This is a genomic window from Alienimonas chondri (assembly GCF_013036045.1).
GTDB classification, from domain to species: Bacteria; Planctomycetota; Planctomycetia; order Planctomycetales; family Planctomycetaceae; genus Alienimonas; species Alienimonas chondri.
The window spans coordinates 1-18,595 of the sequence record NZ_WTPX01000097.1; the positions used below are offsets into that span (position 1 = coordinate 1).

Below are 18,595 nucleotides of genomic sequence, written 5' to 3' on the forward strand. Positions count from 1 at the left end.
CCTCACCCCCAGCCCCTCTGCCCCAAAAAGGGGGAGAGGGGGCGCTCATACGCCGCCGGTTTGCCGCGCCTCGCTCGCACGGGCACACTCCGGTTCGTATGTCCGCCCCCGCTCCCCGCACCGCCGAACCGTACACCGACGCGGACCTCGCCGGGTTCGGGCTGCGGCGGGACCGGCTGCCGGTCCATGTGGCGGCAATCATGGACGGGAACGGCCGCTGGGCGGTCGATCAGGGCCGGCCGCGGCACGAAGGCCACGCCGCCGGCGCCGAGACCGCGGATCGCATCGTCGAGGAATGCGCGAAGCTGGGGATCGAACAGCTCACGCTGTACTGCTTCAGTCGGGAGAACTGGAAGCGGCCCGCCGCGGAGTTCCAGTTCCTGATGTCTCTGCTGAAGCGGTACGCCGTCGAACAGCGTCCCAACGTGACGCGGCACGACCTGCGGTTCGAGACGATCGGCCGCCGCGACGGCCTGCCCGCGGATGTGATGGCGGAGGTCGATCGCACGATCGAACTGGCGAAGGAGAACCGCGGGATGCGGCTCTGTTTGGCGCTCGATTACGGCAGTCGGGACGAAATCGCGCGGGCGGCGCGGCGAATCGCGGACGAAGTCGCCGCCGGCGGGCTCTCCCCGAACGACGTGACTGAAGACGCCGTCGCCGCCCGCCTCGACACCGCCGGTTGGCCGGACCCAGACCTCGTGCTGCGCACCGCCGGCGAGTACCGCGTGTCGAACTTTCTGCTCTGGCAGATCAGCTATGCGGAGCTGTACGTCAGCGACAAACCCTGGCCCGCCTTCGGCGTGACCGACCTGCGCAACGCCCTGCGGGCCTTCGCCAGTCGCGACCGGCGCTTCGGCGGTCTGAACGACCCGCCGCCCCCGGAGACTGTTGACGACGCGGGGATCAACGACGGAGCGGGCGACGACGGGGCGAAGGCGTGACCGGACGGCTGATCTCCGCGGCGGTGCTGATCCCCGGATTCCTGGGGCTCTGCTGGCTGGACCACACGCTGGGGCCGCCGGCGCCGGCGCTGTTCCTCGCCCTGCTGGCGGTCGGCTGGCTGGCCGCGGCGGAGCTGACGAAGTTGTTCCCCCCGCCCGCCGCTCCGCCGGCGCCGGAGCCGGGCGACGAAGCGGACACCCCCGCCGACTACTGGGCCGACCCGGAAGCGGCCCGGCCGTCGCTGCTGATCGCGGGGACCGGGGTGACGCTCGCCCTGCTGGGGGCGTGGGTTCCGCACTGGCTGGTCCGCGCCGCGCCGCCGGAGCTGCCGCCGACCGATGCCCTGACGAGCCTCGGCGGGGTGACGATCGGCCTCGCCGCGGGCGTGCTGCTGGCGGCGGTGCGCCGGGTGCTGCGGTTCGACAAACCCGGCGGCCACGGGCCGGGGCTGGCCTCGGAGATCTTCGCCCTGACCTACATCGGCGGCTTGCTGGCGGTCACGGCGCAACTGCGATGGGTCGGCAGCCCGTCGGGGGGAACCGGCGCGGCGGGCTATCTGGCGATCGGCAGCCTGATCGCCGCGGCGAAGTGCGGCGACACCGGCGCCTATTTCACCGGGCGATTGCTGGGCAAACGCAAGCTGATCCCGCGGGTCTCGCCCGGCAAGACATGGGCTGGCGCCGTGGGGGCGCTGGTCTGGGCGGCCGCGGGAACGACGCTGTGGCTGTGGCTCGCCGGGGACTGGTTCGGCCGAGGCGAGGTGCACTGGGTGCGGGCCGTGGTCTTCGGCGCCGCGGTGGGGCTGAGCGGGCTGTTCGGCGATCTGGTCGAAAGCGTGCTGAAGCGCGACGCCGGCGTGAAGGACGCCGGCGCCCTGCTCCCCGGGATGGGCGGGGTCCTCGACGTACTTGATTCCCTCCTCATCGCCGGCCCGGTCGCCGTGCTGCTGTGGACCGTCTGGCCGCCCTGCTGAGCGCCGCGGAAACGATCCCCGCCACGGGCGCCAAGCCGGTATCCTGAGCGATATGGCAGAGACCGCCCCCGCCGCTCTCCACGACTGGACCCGCGTCGACGCCGGGATCTGGCACAATTTCCACGTCCAGTGGATCGCCGAGATCAATAAGGAATTGAACGGCGGCCTACTGCCGGAACCGTATTACTCGCTCGCGGAGCCGCAAGGCGGCTTCACCGTGGAGGAGGGGGACGATGGGTCGGACGAGGACGACGAGCCGCGACGGTTCGAAGCGGACCTCCTTGCGTTGCACGACGTCGGCGGTGCGCCGCCCGGCGGCGGAGGCGCGGCGTTGCTGGATCGGCCGCCGAACGTGCGACTGACGGCGCCGATCGGCGCGGGGCCGCTGCCCCGGCAGATCTCCGTGCGGCACGGGTCGGACGATCGGGTCGTGGCGCTGATCGAACTGGTTTCCCCCGGCAACCGCGACGGGGCCGGGAAGATCGAGTCTTTCTGCGACAAGGTCGTCGCGGCGATCCGCGGCGGAGTGCATGTGCTGCTGATCGACCTCTTCCCGACGACGCCGCTGCTGCCGACGGGGATGCACGGGGCGGTCGTGGGTCGGTTCGGCGGACAGTACGACCCGCCGGCGGGCGAACCGCTGACCTGCGCCGCCTACCGGGCCGCGGGCGCCGCGACGACGACCTTTGTGGAACCGCTCGCGGTCGGCGCCCGCCCGCCGACGATGCCGCTGTTCCTCACCCGCAAGCAGTACGTCGAACTGCCTTTGGCCGACGGATACGCTGCCGCGTTCGCCCCGATGCCGGCGAAGTACCGCCGCGTGCTGGAAGAGAGTCGCTAACCGCCAGCGCCCCCGAGATGTCCCGCGGAACTCTGGAAGACCCGCTTTCTCCGCTGGGCGACGTCCGGGTTCTTCGACGCCGCTTCTTCCAGGTCCGCCAGGTTCGCGGCGCAGACGCGGCAGCCGACTTCGCGGATGTGGAAGAGGGCATAGCGTTCGGTCTCGACGTCCAACGCCCCCAGCAGCAGGGCGCCGAGGTCGTCGCGGCTGGGGCAACTCAGCCGGGCCTCGCGCCAGATCGCGCCGACGCTGCGTCCCTCGTCGGCCCCCGCGGCAACCAGGGCCAACCGGCGACGCAGCCCCTGCCCGCCGGAACTCTGGTCGTCCCGGAGGGCCTGCTCGATTTCGGAACTGCGTTCGACCGGCAACTGCTCCCGCAGATACGCGGCGAGGTCGTCGTCGGTGAACGCCGAACCTGGGGAAGCCGAGTCGGGGGATGCCGAGTGAGGGGAAGCCGGGTCGGGACGAGGCAAAGCGGGCGGTTCGTTGCGGGGTCGGCGGAGCGCTTCTAGCATACCGCCGCGCGAGGTCTGTCTCGCGCCCCGTCGATCTTGCGGCTCCGCCGCCCTCTCCCCGAACCGAGCTTGCGCCCGTGGCCCTCGAAGCCGTTTCCCTCGACTCCGACGGCCTGAAGGCCAAAGCCAAGCGGATTCGGGAACTGATCATCAAGATCACGACCGAGGCCGGCAGCGGACATCCCTCCAGCAGCCTGTCGGCGACGGAAGTGGTCGCCGCCCTGCACTTCGGCGGGTTCCTGAAGCTCGACCCGGAAGCTCCGCGCGACGCCGACCGCGATCGGTTCATCCTCTCCAAGGGACACGCCGTCCCCGTGCTGTACGCCGCCCTCTGCGAGCGCGGCTACTTCACCGAGGAGCAGATCATGACGCTCCGCAAGCTGAACAGCCCGTTCGAGGGTCACCCCAACGCCGCCAAGCTGCCGGGGATGGAAGCCTCGACCGGCTCGCTGGGTCAGGGCCTTTCGATCGGTCTGGGCATGGCGCTGGGCATGAAGGCCGACGGCAAGGACAATCACGTCTACGTGCTGATGGGCGACGGCGAAGTCGACGAGGGACAGGTCTGGGAGGCGATGGCCGCCGCGGACAAATACAACTGCGGGAACCTCGTCGCGATCATCGACGTGAACGGCTACCAGCAGACCGGCGCCACCGATGCGGTGCTGGATATGGGCCCGCTGGCCAAGAAGTGCGAAGCCTTCGGCTGGCACACGCTGGAGATCCAAGGCAACGACATGGACGAGGTGATGGAGGCCCTCAAGGCCGCCAAAGCCGAGACCGGCCGGCCGACCTGCATCGTCTCCCACACGAAGAAGGGCGCCGGCATCGTGCCCCTGATGGAGAAGTGGGGCGACACCAACATGCACGGCCAGCCGCTGCCCGCGGACAAGGCGAAGGAAGCCCTCGAATACCTCGCCAAGGCGTGAGTAACGCAGAGGCTCTGCAGAGCCTCTGCGTTATCAGTTCACCTCCCCGCACAGCTTTTCCCCCGCACTTCGCCCAATGGCCTCCGCGACCGACGACCGCTCCGTTTCCACCACCCGCCCGATGGGCGACGCCACCCGCGACGCCTTCGGCCGCGCCCTCGAGGCGCTCGGCGCCGAATTCCCGGACGTCGTTGTGGTCGACGGCGACGTGGGCAACTCCACCCGCACGGAGTGGTTCGCCAAGAAGTACCCGGATCGCGCCTACAACGTCGGCATCGCGGAGGCCAACATGGTCGGCGTCGCCGGCGGCCTCGCCAGCATGGGCAAGACCGCGGTCACCGCCTCCTTCGCCTGCTTCCTGCTGAACAACGCCTTCGACCAGATTCGGATGGCCGTCGCCTACCCGAAGCAGAACGTCAAGCTGGTCGGCACCCACGCCGGGATTTCCATCGGCGAAGACGGCGCCTCCCAGATGGGCATCGAGGACGTCGGCCTGGCGTGCAGCCTGCCCGGCGTCGCCGTGATCGTCACCTCCGACGGTCAGCAGACCCGGGCCGCCACCAAGGCGATGCTGGAGCACGACGGCCCCGTCTACCTGCGGCTCGGTCGGCCCAAGGCCCCGGTCATCTATGAGGAAGGCGCCGAGTTCGAAATCGGCAAGTCGATCCGCCTGCGGGAAGGCAGCGACTACACGATCGTCGCCAACGGCATGATGGTCGCAATGGCCCTCGACGCCGCCGAGGCCCTCGCCAAAGAGGGCGTCGACTGCCGCGTCATCGACATGCACACCGTCAGCCCGCTGGACGAGCAGGCCCTGACCGACGCCGCCTCCGAGACCGGCGGCATCGTCGTCGCCGAAGAACACCTCGCCCAGGGCGGACTCGGCTCCCGGGTCGCCCAGTTCCTCTCCGCCACCGTCCCCACGCGGATGGGCTTCGTGAACGTCGGCGACCGCTACGGCGAGAGCGGCGACCCCGCCGGGCTGCTCGAGAAGTACGGCCTGACCGCCGAGAAGATCGCCGACGCCGTTCGTTCGCTCCGCGGCTGAACGGTTCCTCGCGGCGGAGGGTCGCGACGTCCGCGAGCCGTTCGTCGCCCCTGCCCGCTGCATGGGTTTTGCCCAGCTCCCGCTTTGCCTCTCACCCTCCGCCCCTTCCGTAACGGCGATCCGCCGGCGCTCGTTCGCCTGTGGAACGCCGTCGGACTAGGGCGAGGAGCCGTGCAAGCGTTGACGGTCGACGTGTTCGACCACCTCGTGCTCGCCCAGCAGCACTTCGACGCCCGCTGCCTGACCGTCGCTGTCGAAGGGAGCGAGCCGGGCGGAGCCGAGCCGAGCCGCGGCAGTCGCGTGCTGGGCTTCTCGCTGGCCAGCCTCGCGCCGTCGCCCCCGGGGGCGTCGGGCGATCCGCAGACCGCCGAGCGAACCGGCGTGATCGACGCCGTGCTGGTCCACCCGGACGTCCGCGGCCGCGGGACGGGACGGCGGCTGATGGAGGCGGCGATCAAGTCGCTGCAAACCCGCGGGGCGACGCGGATCGTCGCCGGCGGCGGTCCGGGCGAATCGCCGTTTCTCGTCGGCCTGTACGGCGGATGCGAGCCGGCGGGGTTCCTCGACAGCGACCCGGCAGCACAGCCGTTGATGGAGGCTTGCGGATTCCAACCGCGGGACCGCACGGCGATTTTGCACCGGGCGACCGACGTGCGGGATCGAGCCGGGTTTCAGGTGCTCGCCGCCCGCCGACATGCGGCGCTGCGGACCGCGCCGCCGGCGCAAACGGACCGCTGGTGGGGAACCCGCTACGGCCGCCTGGATACCCTGCGATTCGAACTCGCCCCGCGAAATGCCGCGGCGAGCGACCCGGCAACCGCGGGCGTGACGCTGGTCGGGCTGGATCTCTACGGGCCGTCCTGGAACCGCCGGGCGGTCGGTCTGCGGGATCTCACGCCCGGCCCCGGCGGCGGCCCGCACCACCTGCACGCCTTGATTCTGGAAACGACCCGTCGGCTCCGCGAGGAAGCGGTCGACCTGCTCGAAATCCACGCCGACGCCGAGGACGAATCGACCCTCGCGATGCTGTCCCGCATCGGCTTCGCCCCGGTCGACCACGGGACGCGGTTCGTGCGGGACGAAGCGGGGACGTCGCCCTCCTGATCGACCGGGATTGATCGAGAGCGATCAGGGAGCGGCGCCGTCCCAGTCTTCGACCAGGCGTTGGCGGTAATCGATCTCGTCCTCCTCGAGCCCGGCGTTGCGGAGGTTGTCCATCAGGTCGGTGGCGGCGCCGGCGATGGCGTCCGGCGTGCGAGAGACGCGGACCTTCACCCCGTCCTCTGCGCCGGGCGCCTGCGACGCCAGATTGAGCACGGCGCTGAGGGACATGCCCTTGCGGATCGGCAGCCCGTCCGAGGCGAACCGCTGCGTGACGAGGTACTCCCCGCCGTTCACCAGCACGTCCACGACGGCCAGCGGGGCGCCTTCCGTCTCTGACGAATCGACCCGCGTGCCCGTCACTTCCTCGGGGCCGACCTCGCCGGCCTCGACCATCTCCGGGGTGACCCCGCCCTCGAAGGCCGGCGCCGGTTCGACCTCTTCCGCGGCTTCGGGGCTGGTGGGATCGAGCGTCATCTCCGTGACGTCGGTCCCGCCGCCCGAGGGCACGCCGAGCGATCCGAAATCCCAGTCCGGCAGGTACATCAGGCCGAGGGCGACGAGGCCGGCGGCTCCGGCGCCGGTGGCGGCGGTGCGTTTTCTCACGGGGACGGGCCTTCGTTCGGTTCGGGCGATGCGGGTGCGGGAATTGTATCACCTTCGGCGGGCGGCTCGGGCCGCGCGGCGGACTCGGGGGTCTCCCGGGTCGCGGTCGGCTCCGGGGCGGCGCCCAGCACGGCGAACTCGTACTGAGTCCGGCCGCCCTGATCGAGTTCCAGTCGTCGAACCGCTTCGCCCAAGCCGTCCAACACCGGCTGATAGACGCCGGCCCGGGCGGTGCGATCGAACGACACCAGAATCACCACCAGCCCCTTCGGCTGCGGCAGAATCTTCGTGGCGGCGAACAGCTTGCGGACGAACTCCTCCGCCCGTTCCCGTTGCCCGGTCTGCTCGAGTCGCAGCAGCTCGACGCTGCTGCCGGTCGACAGCGCGACGAACCCGCCGCCGCGGACGTGCAGCGTCCAGACCTCCGCCCGCTTCAACAGCTCCTCGTACCCCGCGAGGAACCGCAGCACCTCGAACCCCTGTTGATCGCGGAGCTGGGCGATCCGCTCGCGGGCGGTCTGGAGATCCTCGGCGGCGTCGCTGCGCGGTTCGGGCCGCATCTGGGCGGCGATCGCTTCGGGGACGTCCAGCAGTTCGGTGAGGAGATCCGCGGAGCGATTCGTCGCCGCCTCCATGTCGCGGGCGGTTTGCACCGCGGAGCGGGCCAGTTCGACGGCCCGGTTCCGTTCGGCCTCCAACCGGACGTTCTCTTCCGCGAGGGTCTCCCGCAGTTCAGTCAGCTCGGCTCGTTCCTCGTCCAACGCTTCGAGCTTCGTTTCGATCTGCACCTCGGCCTTGGCGTCGCGGGTCTCGTCCGCCTGCTTCCCTTCGAGGAACTGGGCGAAGACCACGATCAGCAACAGGTCCAGCAACGGCGTGAGCTGGAACCGCATCCGCAGGCCGGTCATGTCCCCGCCCCGACCGAGGTGCGACGGACGCCGTTGGCGCCGCGGTTCGCGGAGGACTCGCCGTTGCCTGAAGCGGTCGCCGCGATCGCCAGTTCCCTTTTGGCCCGGGCCACGGCGCCGCGGACGTCCTTCCGCAACTCGACCAGTCGCGTGAAGCGGGCTTCGAGCAGGCTGGCGACGAACATCAGCAGGATCGCGGCGGCCAGCCCGGCGAAGGTGCTCCAGATCGCGTCGCCGAAGCGGGTGACGATCGCTCCCACGGTGACTTCGGCGCCGCTGCCGTCGCCCTGGAGCGACGCCCCGATCGCCAGGATCGTGCCCAGCACGCCCAGCAGCGGGTACGCCTCGACCATCGTGCGGGCCGTGACGGCGGCCGCTTCAAAGCTGAGGCCCGGCAGGTACCGGCGGGACTCGTCGAGCGTGGAGATTCGTTCTTTCAGCGCCGCCCGGTCGGCGTCGGCGACGGGGTCGCCGGCGGGGGCGTCCAGCACGTCGCCCACGTCGGCGAGGAACGCGGCGATTTGGTCCGGCAGCGCCTTCGAGGAGCCGACCACGCTGCGGTGCTTCAAGCCCCGCGTGAACGAATCGAGGGTGGAGGCCAGCTTCCGCAGGCTGCCCCCGCTCCACATGGCCAGCGCCCAGAAGGCGAAGAGATGGACTCCGCAGGCGACCGCGATCACGGTCGTACTGAGTCCCGAAAGCTGTGCAAGCAGATCGTTCACGACGGACGGGGCGGGGGGGGCGAACGAACGTTGCGGAAGACCGAACCCGCCGGAGTACGCGGATTCTTTAGAATCCGCCCGACGGGGGGCGAATACATACGGGAATCTCGGAATCGGTCGTTACTCTGTCGAGCCGCCCCGGTCAATGTCGGCCGCGCGGGGAGGTTCCCGACCCCCTCCCCCGATCGACAGGAACGGCGGCGGTCCACCGAGGAGCGGTGGGACGTGCTCTCGATTTGGTTTTCGCGTCGCGAAACGGATCGACGCCGGTGTGGAACGCCGGCCCCCTGATCGCTGTGCCCCGTCGTTCGCGTCTCGCGTTCGTCCTTCGGCGCCGCCCTGCCTGCCTTATCCCGCCTGCCGGACCTTCCCCCTGATGCGCACCGCCACGACCGAGATCCCCCGCCTGCTCCCCAACGTGGAACTGCCGGCGTACACCTATACCACCGGTCAGGGCTTGCCGCACCCGTTCCGGGATCCCAAGGGGCATAGTCACGGCAAGAAAGGCCGCACGCCCAAACCGTTGATCGCGGAGCGTTGGAACGAAAGCCCGGCGTACCTGCTGGCGCTGGACCATTTCAACTTCGGCTTCTACTGGGAAGCCCACGACGAATGGGAGCGTCTGGCCCGCGTCTCGAACCCCGAAGCCCTCGTCGGCCGGTTCCTCAAGGGGCTGGTGAAGATGGCCGCCGCCGGTTTGAAGGTGCGTGAGCAGAGCGTGCACGGCGTCCGCCGCCACGCCGCCAGCGCCGGCGAGGTGTTCGCGGACGTCGCCGCGGAGTGCGGCGAGGATCATTACTGCGGCTTGGAACTGACGACGTTGCAGTTCGCCGCGGACCGGGCCGCCCAACTGTCCTACAAGCGGGAACTGCCCGTGGGCGAGCCGCTGCGGGTGTTCCCGTTCGTCCTCACCCCGGAAACGCCGCCGCTGGGCTGACGTTCGCTGTCAGGAGAGGTCGCTGCGAGCCGGGGGTTCATCCCCCCGGTCCGGTGAGCGTAGCGAATCGGCCGCTTGAGGAGCCCGGTCCGAGGGGACAAGCCCCCCGGCTCGCTGACTTCTCATCGAACGAACCCGCAGGTCGAACTACGGCCGCACGCTCAGCACGCTGCCCTTGGTCAGCAGGTCGAAGATCTGATCGAGGTCGCCGGCCTTCAGGGAGACCGCCGGCCGACCGGCGGGCGCCGTGCCGCTCCGCAGTTCGAGCATTTCGCCGCCCGGGCCGGTGCACAGGATGCGCGTGCCGCCGTCGCTCTTGGCTTTCGCGGCGACGATGTACTCGCCCGGCGTGACCTCGGAGGACTGCGAGGGGAAGGCCCGCACGTAGTAGCCGTGGGCGTGCAGCGTCAGCGTGTCGCCGCCGGAAAGATCCAGCGCGGCGCCGAACGGGCCGCGGATCACCTTCAGCTCGTCCCCCGCGGCGACCGCCGCCGGGGCCACGCGATTGACCCGCGCCAGATACATCTCCGGCAGAGAAAGATCCGCGGCGACGTCCGCCAGCGTTTCGCCGGCGGCGACGGTGCGGGGCGTCATGAAGTGGGAGGTCGCGTCGAAGTAGATTTGCCGCGCGGTGCCGTCCAATCGTCCGCGGACGACGGAGCGGTTGTCCGGTTCGTCCCACCACAGCCGGGACAGTTCCGTGTGCGCCAGCAGGACTTCGCCGGCCGCAATCGCCTTGTCGATCTCGCCGAGCAGGTCGTCCGTGATGTCCGCCGGGGTCGGTTCGATCGGGTTCCGCGCGGTGGAATCCGCGGCGTCGGCGGTCCGCACACCGGCGTCGGCGGACATCGACGAGGCCGCGCTGGCGGGAGTCACGGCGCCGGCGAACGGATCGTCGGCGACGGTCGGGTCCACGGCCGGCGCCGGAGAGGGCGACGCGACCGACGGTCCGGAGGCCGCGGCGTCTTCGCCGAAGGGATCGACGGGCTCGCGAAACGGATCGGACTTCGTCTCATTGCCCGTCCCCGCGGTGGCGGACGGAATCGTTGGGACCTCCGCGGACCGCACCGGCGACCCGGGGGAGGACGGTTCAGTGGACGGCGCCGCCATCGGCGGGGCGGTCGCGGCGAACACGCCCCCGGCCGGTTCGCTCGCGGCCTGCGAAGGCTGCGGCATCATCGGGGTCGCGGCCGGTTCCGCATCGCCCCAGATGTCTCCGCCGGCGAGCGCGCCCGTGGGTTCGGAGGGCGGCGGCGTTTCGGGCGGGGTGAGCGACACGTCATCCAGCGACCCCGTCGTGGAGGACGCCGCCAACATGTCGAAGGCCTCGGCGCCGGTCGCATCGTCGGCGGCGGCGGGCGGCGGCGGCTCCTCGCCCCACAACGCCGAGAGATCCGATTCCGCCTCGGCGTCGACGTTCTCCGGCCAGTCGTCGTCGTTCCAGTTCTCCTCGAACACATCGCTCGCGGCGCCGTCGGCGAGGGCGCCGGCCGGCGGATCGTCCAAACGGACCTCCCAGCCCCCCGCGAACCACACCCCACCGCACACCGCCGCCGCGGCCGCGGCGGTCCAGATGAAGCGGTTCGGCCAGGGACTCTCGCTCGCGGCGGCGAACGGCGAAGCGAACGTGGACGTCGCCTCGTAGGCCGTCGCCGGGGCGGGTTCTGCGAACGCGGGCGCCCCGGCGGAGCGTTCCTCGCCGACCGGATCGGTCGACGGGGGGAACGAATCGGCGGGCGAATCGGCGGGCGGCCAGTGCATCGGGCGAATCCCGGAGGAACGACGGAACCGCCTCCTTAGTTCGACGGCCCGGCGCTTGGGAACGCCAGTTCCCTCGGCCCACCAACCCGAAGCGTCAGCGAGGGATGCGTCCTTCGCCCGCGTCCGCTGCGCGGACAGCCCTCGCTGACGCTTCGGGTTAGTCAGTGAGTCACGCCCGCTCCAACCGATTGCCCGGCAACCGGCGAACGACCCGCTTCATCTCCAGTGTGGTGAGAGCCGCGAGCACCTTGCCCGGGCCGAACTGTGCCGCCGCGTCCGATTCCATCACCGTCTCCACGCTCACCGCGTCGGCGGGCACCGCGGCGAAGACCGCCGCTTCGACCTCCGACAGACTCCGGGGCGCCTCCCTCAACGGCTCCGCCGCCGCTGCCGACTCCCGGCTGTCTCCCGATTCGGGAGTCGGAAAGAGTTGCGGGGTGGGCGCCGGGCGTTTCCACTCGCTGCCGAGGTCCGCGAGGACGTCGTCGGCGTCGCGGATCAGCGTGGCGCCGTCGCGGAGCGCGTCGAGGCAGCCGTCGCAGCCGTCGTCGATCCGACCGGGGACGGCGAACACCTCCCGATTCTGTTCGAGGGCGTGCCGAACGGTGTGCAGCGCCCCGCTCTTGCGGCCGGCTTCGACCAGAATCGTGCCCAGCGACAGCCCGGCGATCACCCGATTCCTCTGCGGAAACAGGCCGCGGGTGGGCGCCTGGCCCATGGGGAACTCCGTGACGATCGCTCCCTGCGCGGCGATCTCCTCGGCCAGATCGCGATGTTGGGGCGGGTAGACGGTGTCCATGCCCGTCGCGGTGACCGCCAGAGTCCGTCCGCCGGCTTCGAGGGCGCCGCGGTGGGCGGCGGCGTCGATGCCCAGCGCCATCCCGCTGACCACCGTCAGCCCCGCCCGCGCCAGCGATCGGGCCAGCGAACCGGCGGTCCGGGTGCCGTAACTCGAACAGCGACGCGAACCGACCATCCCGATCGCCGCGGCGTCACCGGGCAGCAACGTGCCGCGGACGTACAGCACTCGGGGGGCAGTGGGAATCTCCGCCAGCAGCGGCGGATAGCCGGGTCCGCCGAGGTGCAGCACCGTCACCCCGGCATCGGCGGCCCGGCGGAGTTCCTCCTCGGCGGTTCGCTCAGAGGTCCGGCGGAGCGCCCCGACCACCTTCGCCCCGATGCCGCTGACGCGCCGCAACTGGTCGTCGGGCGCCGCGAAGACCGCGGCGGGAGAGCCGAACGTCCCGCACAGCACCTCTGCCGTGCGGGGACCGACGCCGGGGGTGAGATTCAGCCGAACCGCGGCAAGGAGTTCCGTGGACGAGTCCGTCATCGTGCTCCCCTCTCCCTTGTGGGAGAGGGGCCGGGGGTGAGGGTGAGCGGGCTGTTCACCCGCTCCCGCTTTCTCATTGACTGCCAAGCTGGCGCCGGAGAGCGGCGGCAGCCTGAGCGGCGGACGGGCGCCGAACCCCCCTCACCCCTAACCCCTCTCCCCCAAAAGGGGGGCGAGGGGAGCGACAGCGATGCGGGGGGGAACTCGTCGGTCACCCCGGTTCGCCTGCCGTCTGCAACTCGGCCGCCGTCAGGGTGTTGCGCAGCAGCACGGCGACGGTCATCGGTCCCACGCCGCCGGGCACGGGGGTGAGCGAACCGGCGACTTCGCGGACCGCGTCGAAGTCCACGTCCCCGGCCAAGCCGCCGCCTTCTTCTTCGGGCAAGCGGTTGATGCCCACGTCGATCACCGCGGTGCCGGGCTTGACCATGTCGGCGGTGAGAAACTTCGCCCGGCCGATCGCAGCGACGAGCACGTCGGCCTCCCGGCAGACCGCGGCGAGATCCGCGGTGCGACTATGGCAGACCGTCACCGTGGCATCGGCCCCGCGGGCCAGCAGCAGCATCGCCATCGGCTTGCCCACGATTTCGCTGCGGCCCAGCACCACGGCTCGTTTGCCGCTCGTCTCGACTCCGGCGGCGCTCAGCAGTTCCATCACCCCGGCGGGCGTACAGGGGGCGAACCGCGGGCGAGCCTGCGAGAGCAAGCCGACGTTCTCCGGGTGAAAGCAGTCCACGTCCTTCAGCGGGGCGACCGCATCGAGCACGGCTCGTTCGTCGATCTGCTCCGGCAGGGGGAGCTGGACGAGAATCCCGTGGACGGTCGGGTCGTCGTTCAGACCGTGCACGCAGGTCAGCAGGTCGCTCTGCGAGGCCGTCGCGGGCAGCGTGTGCAGGCTGGAGCCGATGCCGGCCTTCTCACAGGCCCGCTGCTTGTTGCGGACGTAGACGGCGCTGGCCGGGTTCTCGCCGACCACCACCGCGGCGAGGTGCGGCGTCACGCCGGTTCGCTGGGTGAAGGCGGCGACGTCGGTTTGCACCCGGTCGCGGTAGGCGGCGGCGACCGCTTTGCCGTCGATGAGGGTGGCAGGCATCAGGCGCGTCGAATGTTCCGGTGGGCGAAGTCCGGGCCGAGTCTTACGATGCGCGACCGAAAACTCACCCCAACCGACCCGGTAACGCGGAGGCTCCGCGGAGCCTCCGCGTTACGACGAACAGATATGGCCGACGACACCCCGCAACAGCATCAGGGCGAGCAGGCCGACGCCGGCCCGGCCGTCAGCGAATTGGAACACCTCAAGCGGGGCAGCGAACACCTGCAGGGGACGCTGCCGACGGAGTTGGCCAACGACAGCGCCAAGTTCACCGCGGACGCCCTCCAACTGCTCAAGCATCACGGGTCCTATCAGCAGGACGACCGCGACGTCCGCAAGGACAAAGCGATCGCCAATGCGGAGGACGGCCGCTGGTACATGATGATGGTCCGCACCGGCGTGCCCGGCGGCCGGCTGACGGCGGAGCAGTTGCTCGCGGAGATCGACCTGTCCGAGAAGCACGGCAACGGCACCGTGCGGGCGACCAGCCGGCAGGGCTTGCAGGTCCACGGCGTGTTGAAGTCGAACATCCGGGAGACGATCCGGGAGATCAACCGCATCAAGCTGTCCACCTTCGCCGCCTGCGGCGACGTGGGCCGCAACACGATGTGCTGCCCGGAGCCGAGCGCCGACCCGGTTCGTCACGCCATGCAGCAGGACGCCGAGCGCATCGCCAAGCTGCTGCGTCCGCGGACGTCCAGCTACTACAACATCTGGCTGCGCGACGCGAACGATCCCGAGGGGGAGAAGCTGGACGTCACCGCCCATCACCCGATGAACGATCTGCCCGAGATCCCCGGGGCGGATCGGGACACGAACAACGACGCCGTCGAACCGCTGTACGGCACGGTCTATCTGCCGCGGAAGTTCAAGGTGGGCTTCGCCCTGCCGGAGGACAACTGCGTGGACGTGTACAGCCAGGATCTCGGCTTCCTCGCGGTCCGCGACGAGAACGACCCGGACAAGCTCGCCGGGTACAACGTGCTGGTCGGCGGGGGGATGGGCATGACGCCGGCGAAGAAGGACACCTTCCCCCGCCTGGGCGATCGGATGGCGTTCGTGACGCCCGAGGACGTGCTCGCGGTCGCGGCGGCGGTCGTGCGCGTGCAGCGGGACCACGGCGAGCGCCAGAACCGCAAACGGGCCCGGTTGAAGTATCTGGTGCACGACCGCGGACTGGATTGGTTCCGCGAACAGGTCGAAGCGGATCTCGGTCGCAAGCTGGACCCGCCGCACGCCGCCGACGTCACCGACGTGGACGACCACCTCGGTTGGCGTGAGCAGGGCGACGGGAAGTGGTATCTCGGCCTGCCGGTCCCTGACGGCCGCATCGCGGACTTCGCGCCGGACGATCCGCATGGGGGCGGTCAATGGAAGTCGTGCCTGCGGGAACTGCTGACCGAATACGGCAGCGACGTGCGCATCACCCCGCTGGTGGGCATCGTGCTGTGCGACTTCCGTGAGGATCAGAAGGCCGCGGTCGGCGCGATCCTCCGCAAGCACAAGTGCCAGCCGGCGGAAGAGCTGTCCCTGATGCGTCGCAACAGCATGGCCTGCGTCGCCCTGCCGACCTGCGGGCTGGCGGTGACGGAAAGCGAACGCGTGATCGGCCAGGTCATTCAGGACATCGAAAGCCGCGTCGCTCAGTACGGTCTGAGCGCGGAGCGGATCAGCATCCACATGACTGGCTGCCCGAACGGCTGCGCCCGGCCGTACACGCCGGACATCGGCCTCGTCGGCAAGGCCCGGAACAAATACACGCTGTACCTCGGCGGTCGCGTGGACGGCACGCGGATGGCGTTCCTCTACGAAGACATGGTGGCGCTGGACAAGATCGCGGAGGTCGTCTCCCCCGCCCTCGCCTACTTCAAGCAGGCCGGCCGCGACGTGGGGCAACCGGGCGGCGAAACGTTCGGCGATTTCTGCGCCCGCGTCGGCGAGAAGGACCTCAAGCGTTACGCCGCGGAGTTGCAGGGCGAATCGGACACCCTCGGCGGCGAGATCGACACGCTGACCGACGACCAACTCGCCGATCTGATCGACCGCTTCGCCGACGACCTCTCCGCGGAGCAGTTGAAGTCCGCGGTCGAGGAGGGCCGCGGCCGCAACACCAACGGCCGCTTGCAGAAAACGCTCGCCGCCGCGGAGAAGCGGTTCGCCGTGACGCCGTCGGCGGAGGTCGCGGGAGTTTGAATCCATCCGCGGTCCGCATGCGGCGCGCTACGCTTGGACATGAAGACCGACCCGATCCGCTTCGCCGACGACGACCTTCCGCCGTATCCGGCGAAGTGGGCGGGGATACCGGGCGCCGGCCATCTGCACACGGGGGCGGCGCAGGTCTTCGGGGAGATCCCGCTGCTCAGCCCCGTCGCCGATCGAGCGGAGGACGGCGGCTCCTCGGCTCAGCTGGACATTCCGACATCCGACGACAGCGGCGACCGGCTCGCGGCCGACCTGTTCCTGCCCGATCAGGAGCGTCCGGGCCGCCCGTTGATCGTGTTGCTGCACGGACTGGGCGGGAACGCGGAGAGCGCCTACGTGCGGGCTTGCCTGTCGGATCTGCTGGGCGCCGGGTTGCGGGTCGTGCCGCTGAACTTCCGCGGCGCCGGCCGCAGCCATGAAACGTGCAGCGAGTACCTGCACCCCGGCCGCACCGGCGACGTGCGGGCGTTGCTGACCTACTTGGAAGAGGAGACGGAGCGGGATCTGTTCGAGTCCGGCGTGATCCTGTGCGGGTTCAGCCTGGGCGGATCGATCCTGTTGAAGGCGCTCGCCACGACCGATCCGCCGGTGCTGGAGGGCGTGCGGGCCGCGGTGACGGTCTCCGCCCCGCTGGATCTCGCGGAGTGCTCCCGGCGCCTCAAACGCACGCGGAACCACGTCTATGAGGCGTACCTGCTGAAGAAGATGCGTGATCAGATCCATCTCAGCCCCAGCGGGGTGAGCGAGGAGGAACTGGCGGCGGTGGACGCGGCGTCGACGGTCTGGGAGTTCGACGCGACCTTCACCGCCCCGCGGCGGGGGTTCGACGACGTGGAAGACTACTACCGCGAAGACTCCGCCGGGCATCGGCTCGAAAAGATCCAGGTTCCCACGCTGCTGCTGGTCGCCGACGACGACCCGTTCGTCCCGCTGGAGACCTATGAGCAGTTCGACTGGGACGCGCATCCGCATCTGGTGCGCAAGCACACGCCGACCGGCGGACACACGGGGTTCATCTGCGAGAGCGGCCCGTCGTACCACTCCCGCTGCGTGATCGCGCTGGCGGAGAAGGCGTAGGGTCCGCTTTGCGGACCGTTCCGAGCGATCGCCGTGCGCGCGAATCGGTCCGCACAGCGGACCCTACCCGATCGCCCGCACGGGGTTCGCGGGGCTGGGCACGGCGTCGTCCAGCGGCGTTTCGACCTCGCTGGGGAGGAAGGTCATCACGGCCAGGATCACGACCATCACGGCGCCGCAGGCGAGCTTGCCGCCGGTGCCCAGCAAACGGCCGATCAGGGCGCCCTTGCTGACCTGAATCGCCTCCGAACTGCCTTTGCCCTTCCAGGTCTCGCCGAGGTACGCCCCGACGAAGGCGCCCGCGGCCCCGCCGCCCACCGCGCCGATCAACGGGCCGACCAGCGGCACCGGCACGCCGACCGCGGCGCCGGTCATGCTGCCGATCATCGCCCCGAGGATCGACAACGCCATCCCGCGTCGGCTGCCGCCCTCCTTCTTCGCCCCCGCGGCGCCGGCGGCGAACTCCACCAGTTCCCCCAGCGCCACCAGCGCCCCCAGCACAGCGACCGTGCCCCAGGCGAAGCCCAGGCCGTATTCCCCCTTGGGCATGAGGTACGCCCACGCCGCGGCGATCGCCAGAATCGCCCAGTTCCCCGGCAGGGTGAACAGCGTGGCCACCCAGCAGGCCGCCGCCGTCAGCACCATCGGGATCGCCAGGCAGATGTAGAACCAGAAGGGGTCCATTCGGATGTTGGATTGGGGAAAGGGATGGCGGATGCAACGGGGATTCGCCGGGCCGCGGTCGTGCTTGGCCTGGTCTCTGCTCTCGCAGCGGAACCGATCCGATTGCGAATCGCCGATCGCCCCCCCATCCTTTCACATCCGCCCTCCGACATCCCACCTCCGACATCGACCGAATGTCCGACGCGACCGATCCCGCGGCCACCGACGCCGTCGAGTACACCATCCGTCGGAAGGTATTCACCCTGCTGGGGGCGAAGTTCCACATCTACGATGCGGAGGGGAACCTCGTCGGCTTCAGCAAGCAGAAGGCGTTCAAGCTGAAGGAGGACATCCGCATCTATCGTGACGAGTCGATGGAGGAGGAGTGGCTGAAGATCGCCGCCCGCAGCGTGATCGACTTCTCCGCGGCCTACGACGTGACCGACAGCCGCACCGGCGAAGCGATCGGCACGCTACGTCGCAAGGGTCTGAAGAGCATGTTCCGCGACAGCTGGGAGGTGCTGGACGCGAACGAGGCGTCGGTCGGTCAGATCCAGGAGGACAGCGCCCTGATGGCGACGGTCCGCCGGTTGACCGACTACGGCTGGATCTTCCCGCAGAAGTTCACCCTCACGCCGGACGGCGGCGGGGCGCCGATCGCGAACTACTCGACCAACTTCAATCCCTTCGTGCACAAGCTGAAGGTCGACGTGCACGGCGGCAACCCGCTGCACCCCTTCGTCCCGCTGGCCGCCGGCATCCTGCTGGTGGCGATCGAGGGCAAACAGGGATGACGGCTCCTCATTCTCCCCTCTCCCTCGAGGGAGAGGGGCCGGGGGTGAGGGTGGCGAACCCTCACCCGCTTACATTCGCCGCATGAACGACGGACGAGCGGCGGGACGATGAACGGCGATCGAGCGGTTCCCGCCCCCTCACCCCCGGCC

At 70.1% G+C, this 18,595-nt stretch carries 18 protein-coding genes; 10 read left to right on the forward strand and 8 right to left on the reverse strand.

The window, feature by feature from the left end; all coding sequences use genetic code 11:
* Positions 1-98 precede the first annotated feature (98 nt).
* From uppS to LzC2_RS14140, 3 genes are read left to right on the forward strand one after another with little or no spacing between them, the layout of a single operon-like run.
* Positions 99-944, forward strand: coding sequence for a polyprenyl diphosphate synthase (gene uppS, locus LzC2_RS14130; RefSeq protein WP_171188089.1), 846 nt, complete (start codon positions 99-101; stop codon positions 942-944).
* Positions 941-1,918: a phosphatidate cytidylyltransferase gene (locus LzC2_RS22860; protein WP_171188090.1), complete on the forward strand. Its 978-nt coding sequence runs from the start codon at positions 941-943 to the stop codon at positions 1,916-1,918. Before uppS ends, LzC2_RS22860 begins: the two co-directional genes overlap by 4 nt.
* Positions 1,919-1,970: 52 nt before the next feature.
* A complete protein-coding gene (locus LzC2_RS14140) occupies positions 1,971-2,759 on the forward strand; it encodes a hypothetical protein (RefSeq protein WP_171188092.1) in 789 nt (262 codons plus the stop codon).
* Here the strand turns inward: LzC2_RS14140 and LzC2_RS14145 are convergent.
* Entirely contained in the window at positions 2,756-3,232 is a 477-nt protein-coding gene (locus LzC2_RS14145) for a hypothetical protein (RefSeq protein ID WP_171188094.1), read from the reverse strand. The genes LzC2_RS14140 and LzC2_RS14145 overlap by 4 nt on opposite strands.
* Positions 3,233-3,351: 119 nt before the next feature.
* Between LzC2_RS14145 and LzC2_RS14150 the strand changes: the two genes are divergently transcribed.
* The 3 genes from LzC2_RS14150 to LzC2_RS14160 all read left to right on the forward strand — a co-directional run bounded on the left by LzC2_RS14150 (position 3,352) and on the right by LzC2_RS14160 (position 6,352).
* A complete protein-coding gene (locus LzC2_RS14150; RefSeq protein ID WP_315854674.1) occupies positions 3,352-4,200 on the forward strand; it encodes a transketolase in 849 nt (282 codons plus the stop codon).
* Positions 4,201-4,276: 76 nt separating this feature from the next.
* Positions 4,277-5,248, forward strand: coding sequence for a transketolase family protein (locus LzC2_RS14155; RefSeq protein WP_171188098.1), 972 nt, complete (start codon positions 4,277-4,279; stop codon positions 5,246-5,248).
* 84 nt (positions 5,249-5,332) lie between these two features.
* Entirely contained in the window at positions 5,333-6,352 is a 1,020-nt protein-coding gene (locus LzC2_RS14160; RefSeq protein WP_171188100.1) for a GNAT family N-acetyltransferase, read from the forward strand.
* Positions 6,353-6,376: 24 nt separating this feature from the next.
* On the opposite strand, the gene LzC2_RS14165 is transcribed toward LzC2_RS14160, so the two are convergent.
* From LzC2_RS14165 to LzC2_RS14175, 3 genes are read right to left on the reverse strand one after another with little or no spacing between them, the layout of a single operon-like run.
* Positions 6,377-6,955 carry a hypothetical protein gene (locus tag LzC2_RS14165; protein WP_171188102.1) on the reverse strand — a complete coding sequence of 193 codons (579 nt, stop codon included), beginning with the start codon at positions 6,953-6,955 and terminating at the stop codon, positions 6,377-6,379.
* Positions 6,952-7,863: a coiled-coil domain-containing protein gene (locus tag LzC2_RS14170; RefSeq protein ID WP_171188105.1), complete on the reverse strand. Its 912-nt coding sequence runs from the start codon at positions 7,861-7,863 to the stop codon at positions 6,952-6,954. Before LzC2_RS14170 ends, LzC2_RS14165 begins: the two co-directional genes overlap by 4 nt.
* Entirely contained in the window at positions 7,860-8,585 is a 726-nt protein-coding gene (locus LzC2_RS14175) for a MotA/TolQ/ExbB proton channel family protein (protein WP_171188107.1), read from the reverse strand. Before LzC2_RS14175 ends, LzC2_RS14170 begins: the two co-directional genes overlap by 4 nt.
* A 376-nt stretch (positions 8,586-8,961) precedes the next feature.
* Between LzC2_RS14175 and LzC2_RS14180 the strand changes: the two genes are divergently transcribed.
* Positions 8,962-9,522, forward strand: coding sequence for a DUF309 domain-containing protein (locus LzC2_RS14180; RefSeq protein ID WP_171188109.1), 561 nt, complete (start codon positions 8,962-8,964; stop codon positions 9,520-9,522).
* Between the two features lie 147 nt (positions 9,523-9,669).
* Here the strand turns inward: LzC2_RS14180 and LzC2_RS14185 are convergent, their stop codons facing one another.
* The 3 genes from LzC2_RS14185 to folD form a co-directional block, all read right to left on the reverse strand.
* Positions 9,670-11,283 carry a hypothetical protein gene (locus LzC2_RS14185; RefSeq protein WP_171188111.1) on the reverse strand — a complete coding sequence of 538 codons (1,614 nt, stop codon included), beginning with the start codon at positions 11,281-11,283 and terminating at the stop codon, positions 9,670-9,672.
* Between the two features lie 169 nt (positions 11,284-11,452).
* A complete protein-coding gene (gene dprA, locus LzC2_RS14190) occupies positions 11,453-12,616 on the reverse strand; it encodes a DNA-processing protein DprA (RefSeq protein WP_171188114.1) in 1,164 nt (387 codons plus the stop codon).
* 211 nt (positions 12,617-12,827) lie between these two features.
* Positions 12,828-13,709: a bifunctional methylenetetrahydrofolate dehydrogenase/methenyltetrahydrofolate cyclohydrolase FolD gene (folD, locus tag LzC2_RS14195; RefSeq protein ID WP_171188116.1), complete on the reverse strand. Its 882-nt coding sequence runs from the start codon at positions 13,707-13,709 to the stop codon at positions 12,828-12,830.
* 126 nt (positions 13,710-13,835) lie between these two features.
* Here folD and LzC2_RS14200 point away from each other — a divergent pair, with 126 nt between their 5' ends.
* Positions 13,836-15,902: an NADPH-dependent assimilatory sulfite reductase hemoprotein subunit gene (locus LzC2_RS14200; RefSeq protein ID WP_171188118.1), complete on the forward strand. Its 2,067-nt coding sequence runs from the start codon at positions 13,836-13,838 to the stop codon at positions 15,900-15,902.
* Between the two features lie 39 nt (positions 15,903-15,941).
* A complete protein-coding gene (locus LzC2_RS14205; RefSeq protein ID WP_171188120.1) occupies positions 15,942-16,988 on the forward strand; it encodes a YheT family hydrolase in 1,047 nt (348 codons plus the stop codon).
* A 63-nt stretch (positions 16,989-17,051) separates the two neighbouring features.
* Here LzC2_RS14205 and LzC2_RS14210 read toward each other — a convergent pair whose 3' ends face one another.
* Positions 17,052-17,672: a DUF456 domain-containing protein gene (locus LzC2_RS14210; RefSeq protein WP_171188122.1), complete on the reverse strand. Its 621-nt coding sequence runs from the start codon at positions 17,670-17,672 to the stop codon at positions 17,052-17,054.
* 173 nt (positions 17,673-17,845) lie between these two features.
* On the opposite strand from LzC2_RS14210, the gene LzC2_RS14215 reads away from it, so the two are divergent.
* Entirely contained in the window at positions 17,846-18,445 is a 600-nt protein-coding gene (locus LzC2_RS14215) for an LURP-one-related family protein (protein ID WP_171188124.1), read from the forward strand.
* The last annotated feature ends 150 nt before the right edge of the window (positions 18,446-18,595 follow it).

What these genes read in the sequence shown, in the direction of transcription:
- uppS (WP_171188089.1), top strand. Translation starts at nt 99, where the DNA reads ATGTCCGCCCCCGCTCCCCGCACCGCCGAACCGTACACCGACGCGGAC.
- LzC2_RS14185 (WP_171188111.1), bottom strand. Translation starts at nt 11,283, where the DNA reads ATGCACTGGCCGCCCGCCGATTCGCCCGCCGATTCGTTCCCCCCGTCG.
- LzC2_RS14170 (WP_171188105.1), bottom strand. Translation starts at nt 7,863, where the DNA reads ATGACCGGCCTGCGGATGCGGTTCCAGCTCACGCCGTTGCTGGACCTG.
- dprA (WP_171188114.1), bottom strand. Translation starts at nt 12,616, where the DNA reads ATGACGGACTCGTCCACGGAACTCCTTGCCGCGGTTCGGCTGAATCTC.
- LzC2_RS14200 (WP_171188118.1), top strand. Translation starts at nt 13,836, where the DNA reads ATGGCCGACGACACCCCGCAACAGCATCAGGGCGAGCAGGCCGACGCC.
- LzC2_RS14215 (WP_171188124.1), top strand. Translation starts at nt 17,846, where the DNA reads ATGTCCGACGCGACCGATCCCGCGGCCACCGACGCCGTCGAGTACACC.
- folD (WP_171188116.1), bottom strand. Translation starts at nt 13,709, where the DNA reads ATGCCTGCCACCCTCATCGACGGCAAAGCGGTCGCCGCCGCCTACCGC.
- LzC2_RS14205 (WP_171188120.1), top strand. Translation starts at nt 15,942, where the DNA reads ATGAAGACCGACCCGATCCGCTTCGCCGACGACGACCTTCCGCCGTAT.
- LzC2_RS14180 (WP_171188109.1), top strand. Translation starts at nt 8,962, where the DNA reads ATGCGCACCGCCACGACCGAGATCCCCCGCCTGCTCCCCAACGTGGAA.
- LzC2_RS14210 (WP_171188122.1), bottom strand. Translation starts at nt 17,672, where the DNA reads ATGGACCCCTTCTGGTTCTACATCTGCCTGGCGATCCCGATGGTGCTG.
- LzC2_RS14140 (WP_171188092.1), top strand. Translation starts at nt 1,971, where the DNA reads ATGGCAGAGACCGCCCCCGCCGCTCTCCACGACTGGACCCGCGTCGAC.
- LzC2_RS14155 (WP_171188098.1), top strand. Translation starts at nt 4,277, where the DNA reads ATGGCCTCCGCGACCGACGACCGCTCCGTTTCCACCACCCGCCCGATG.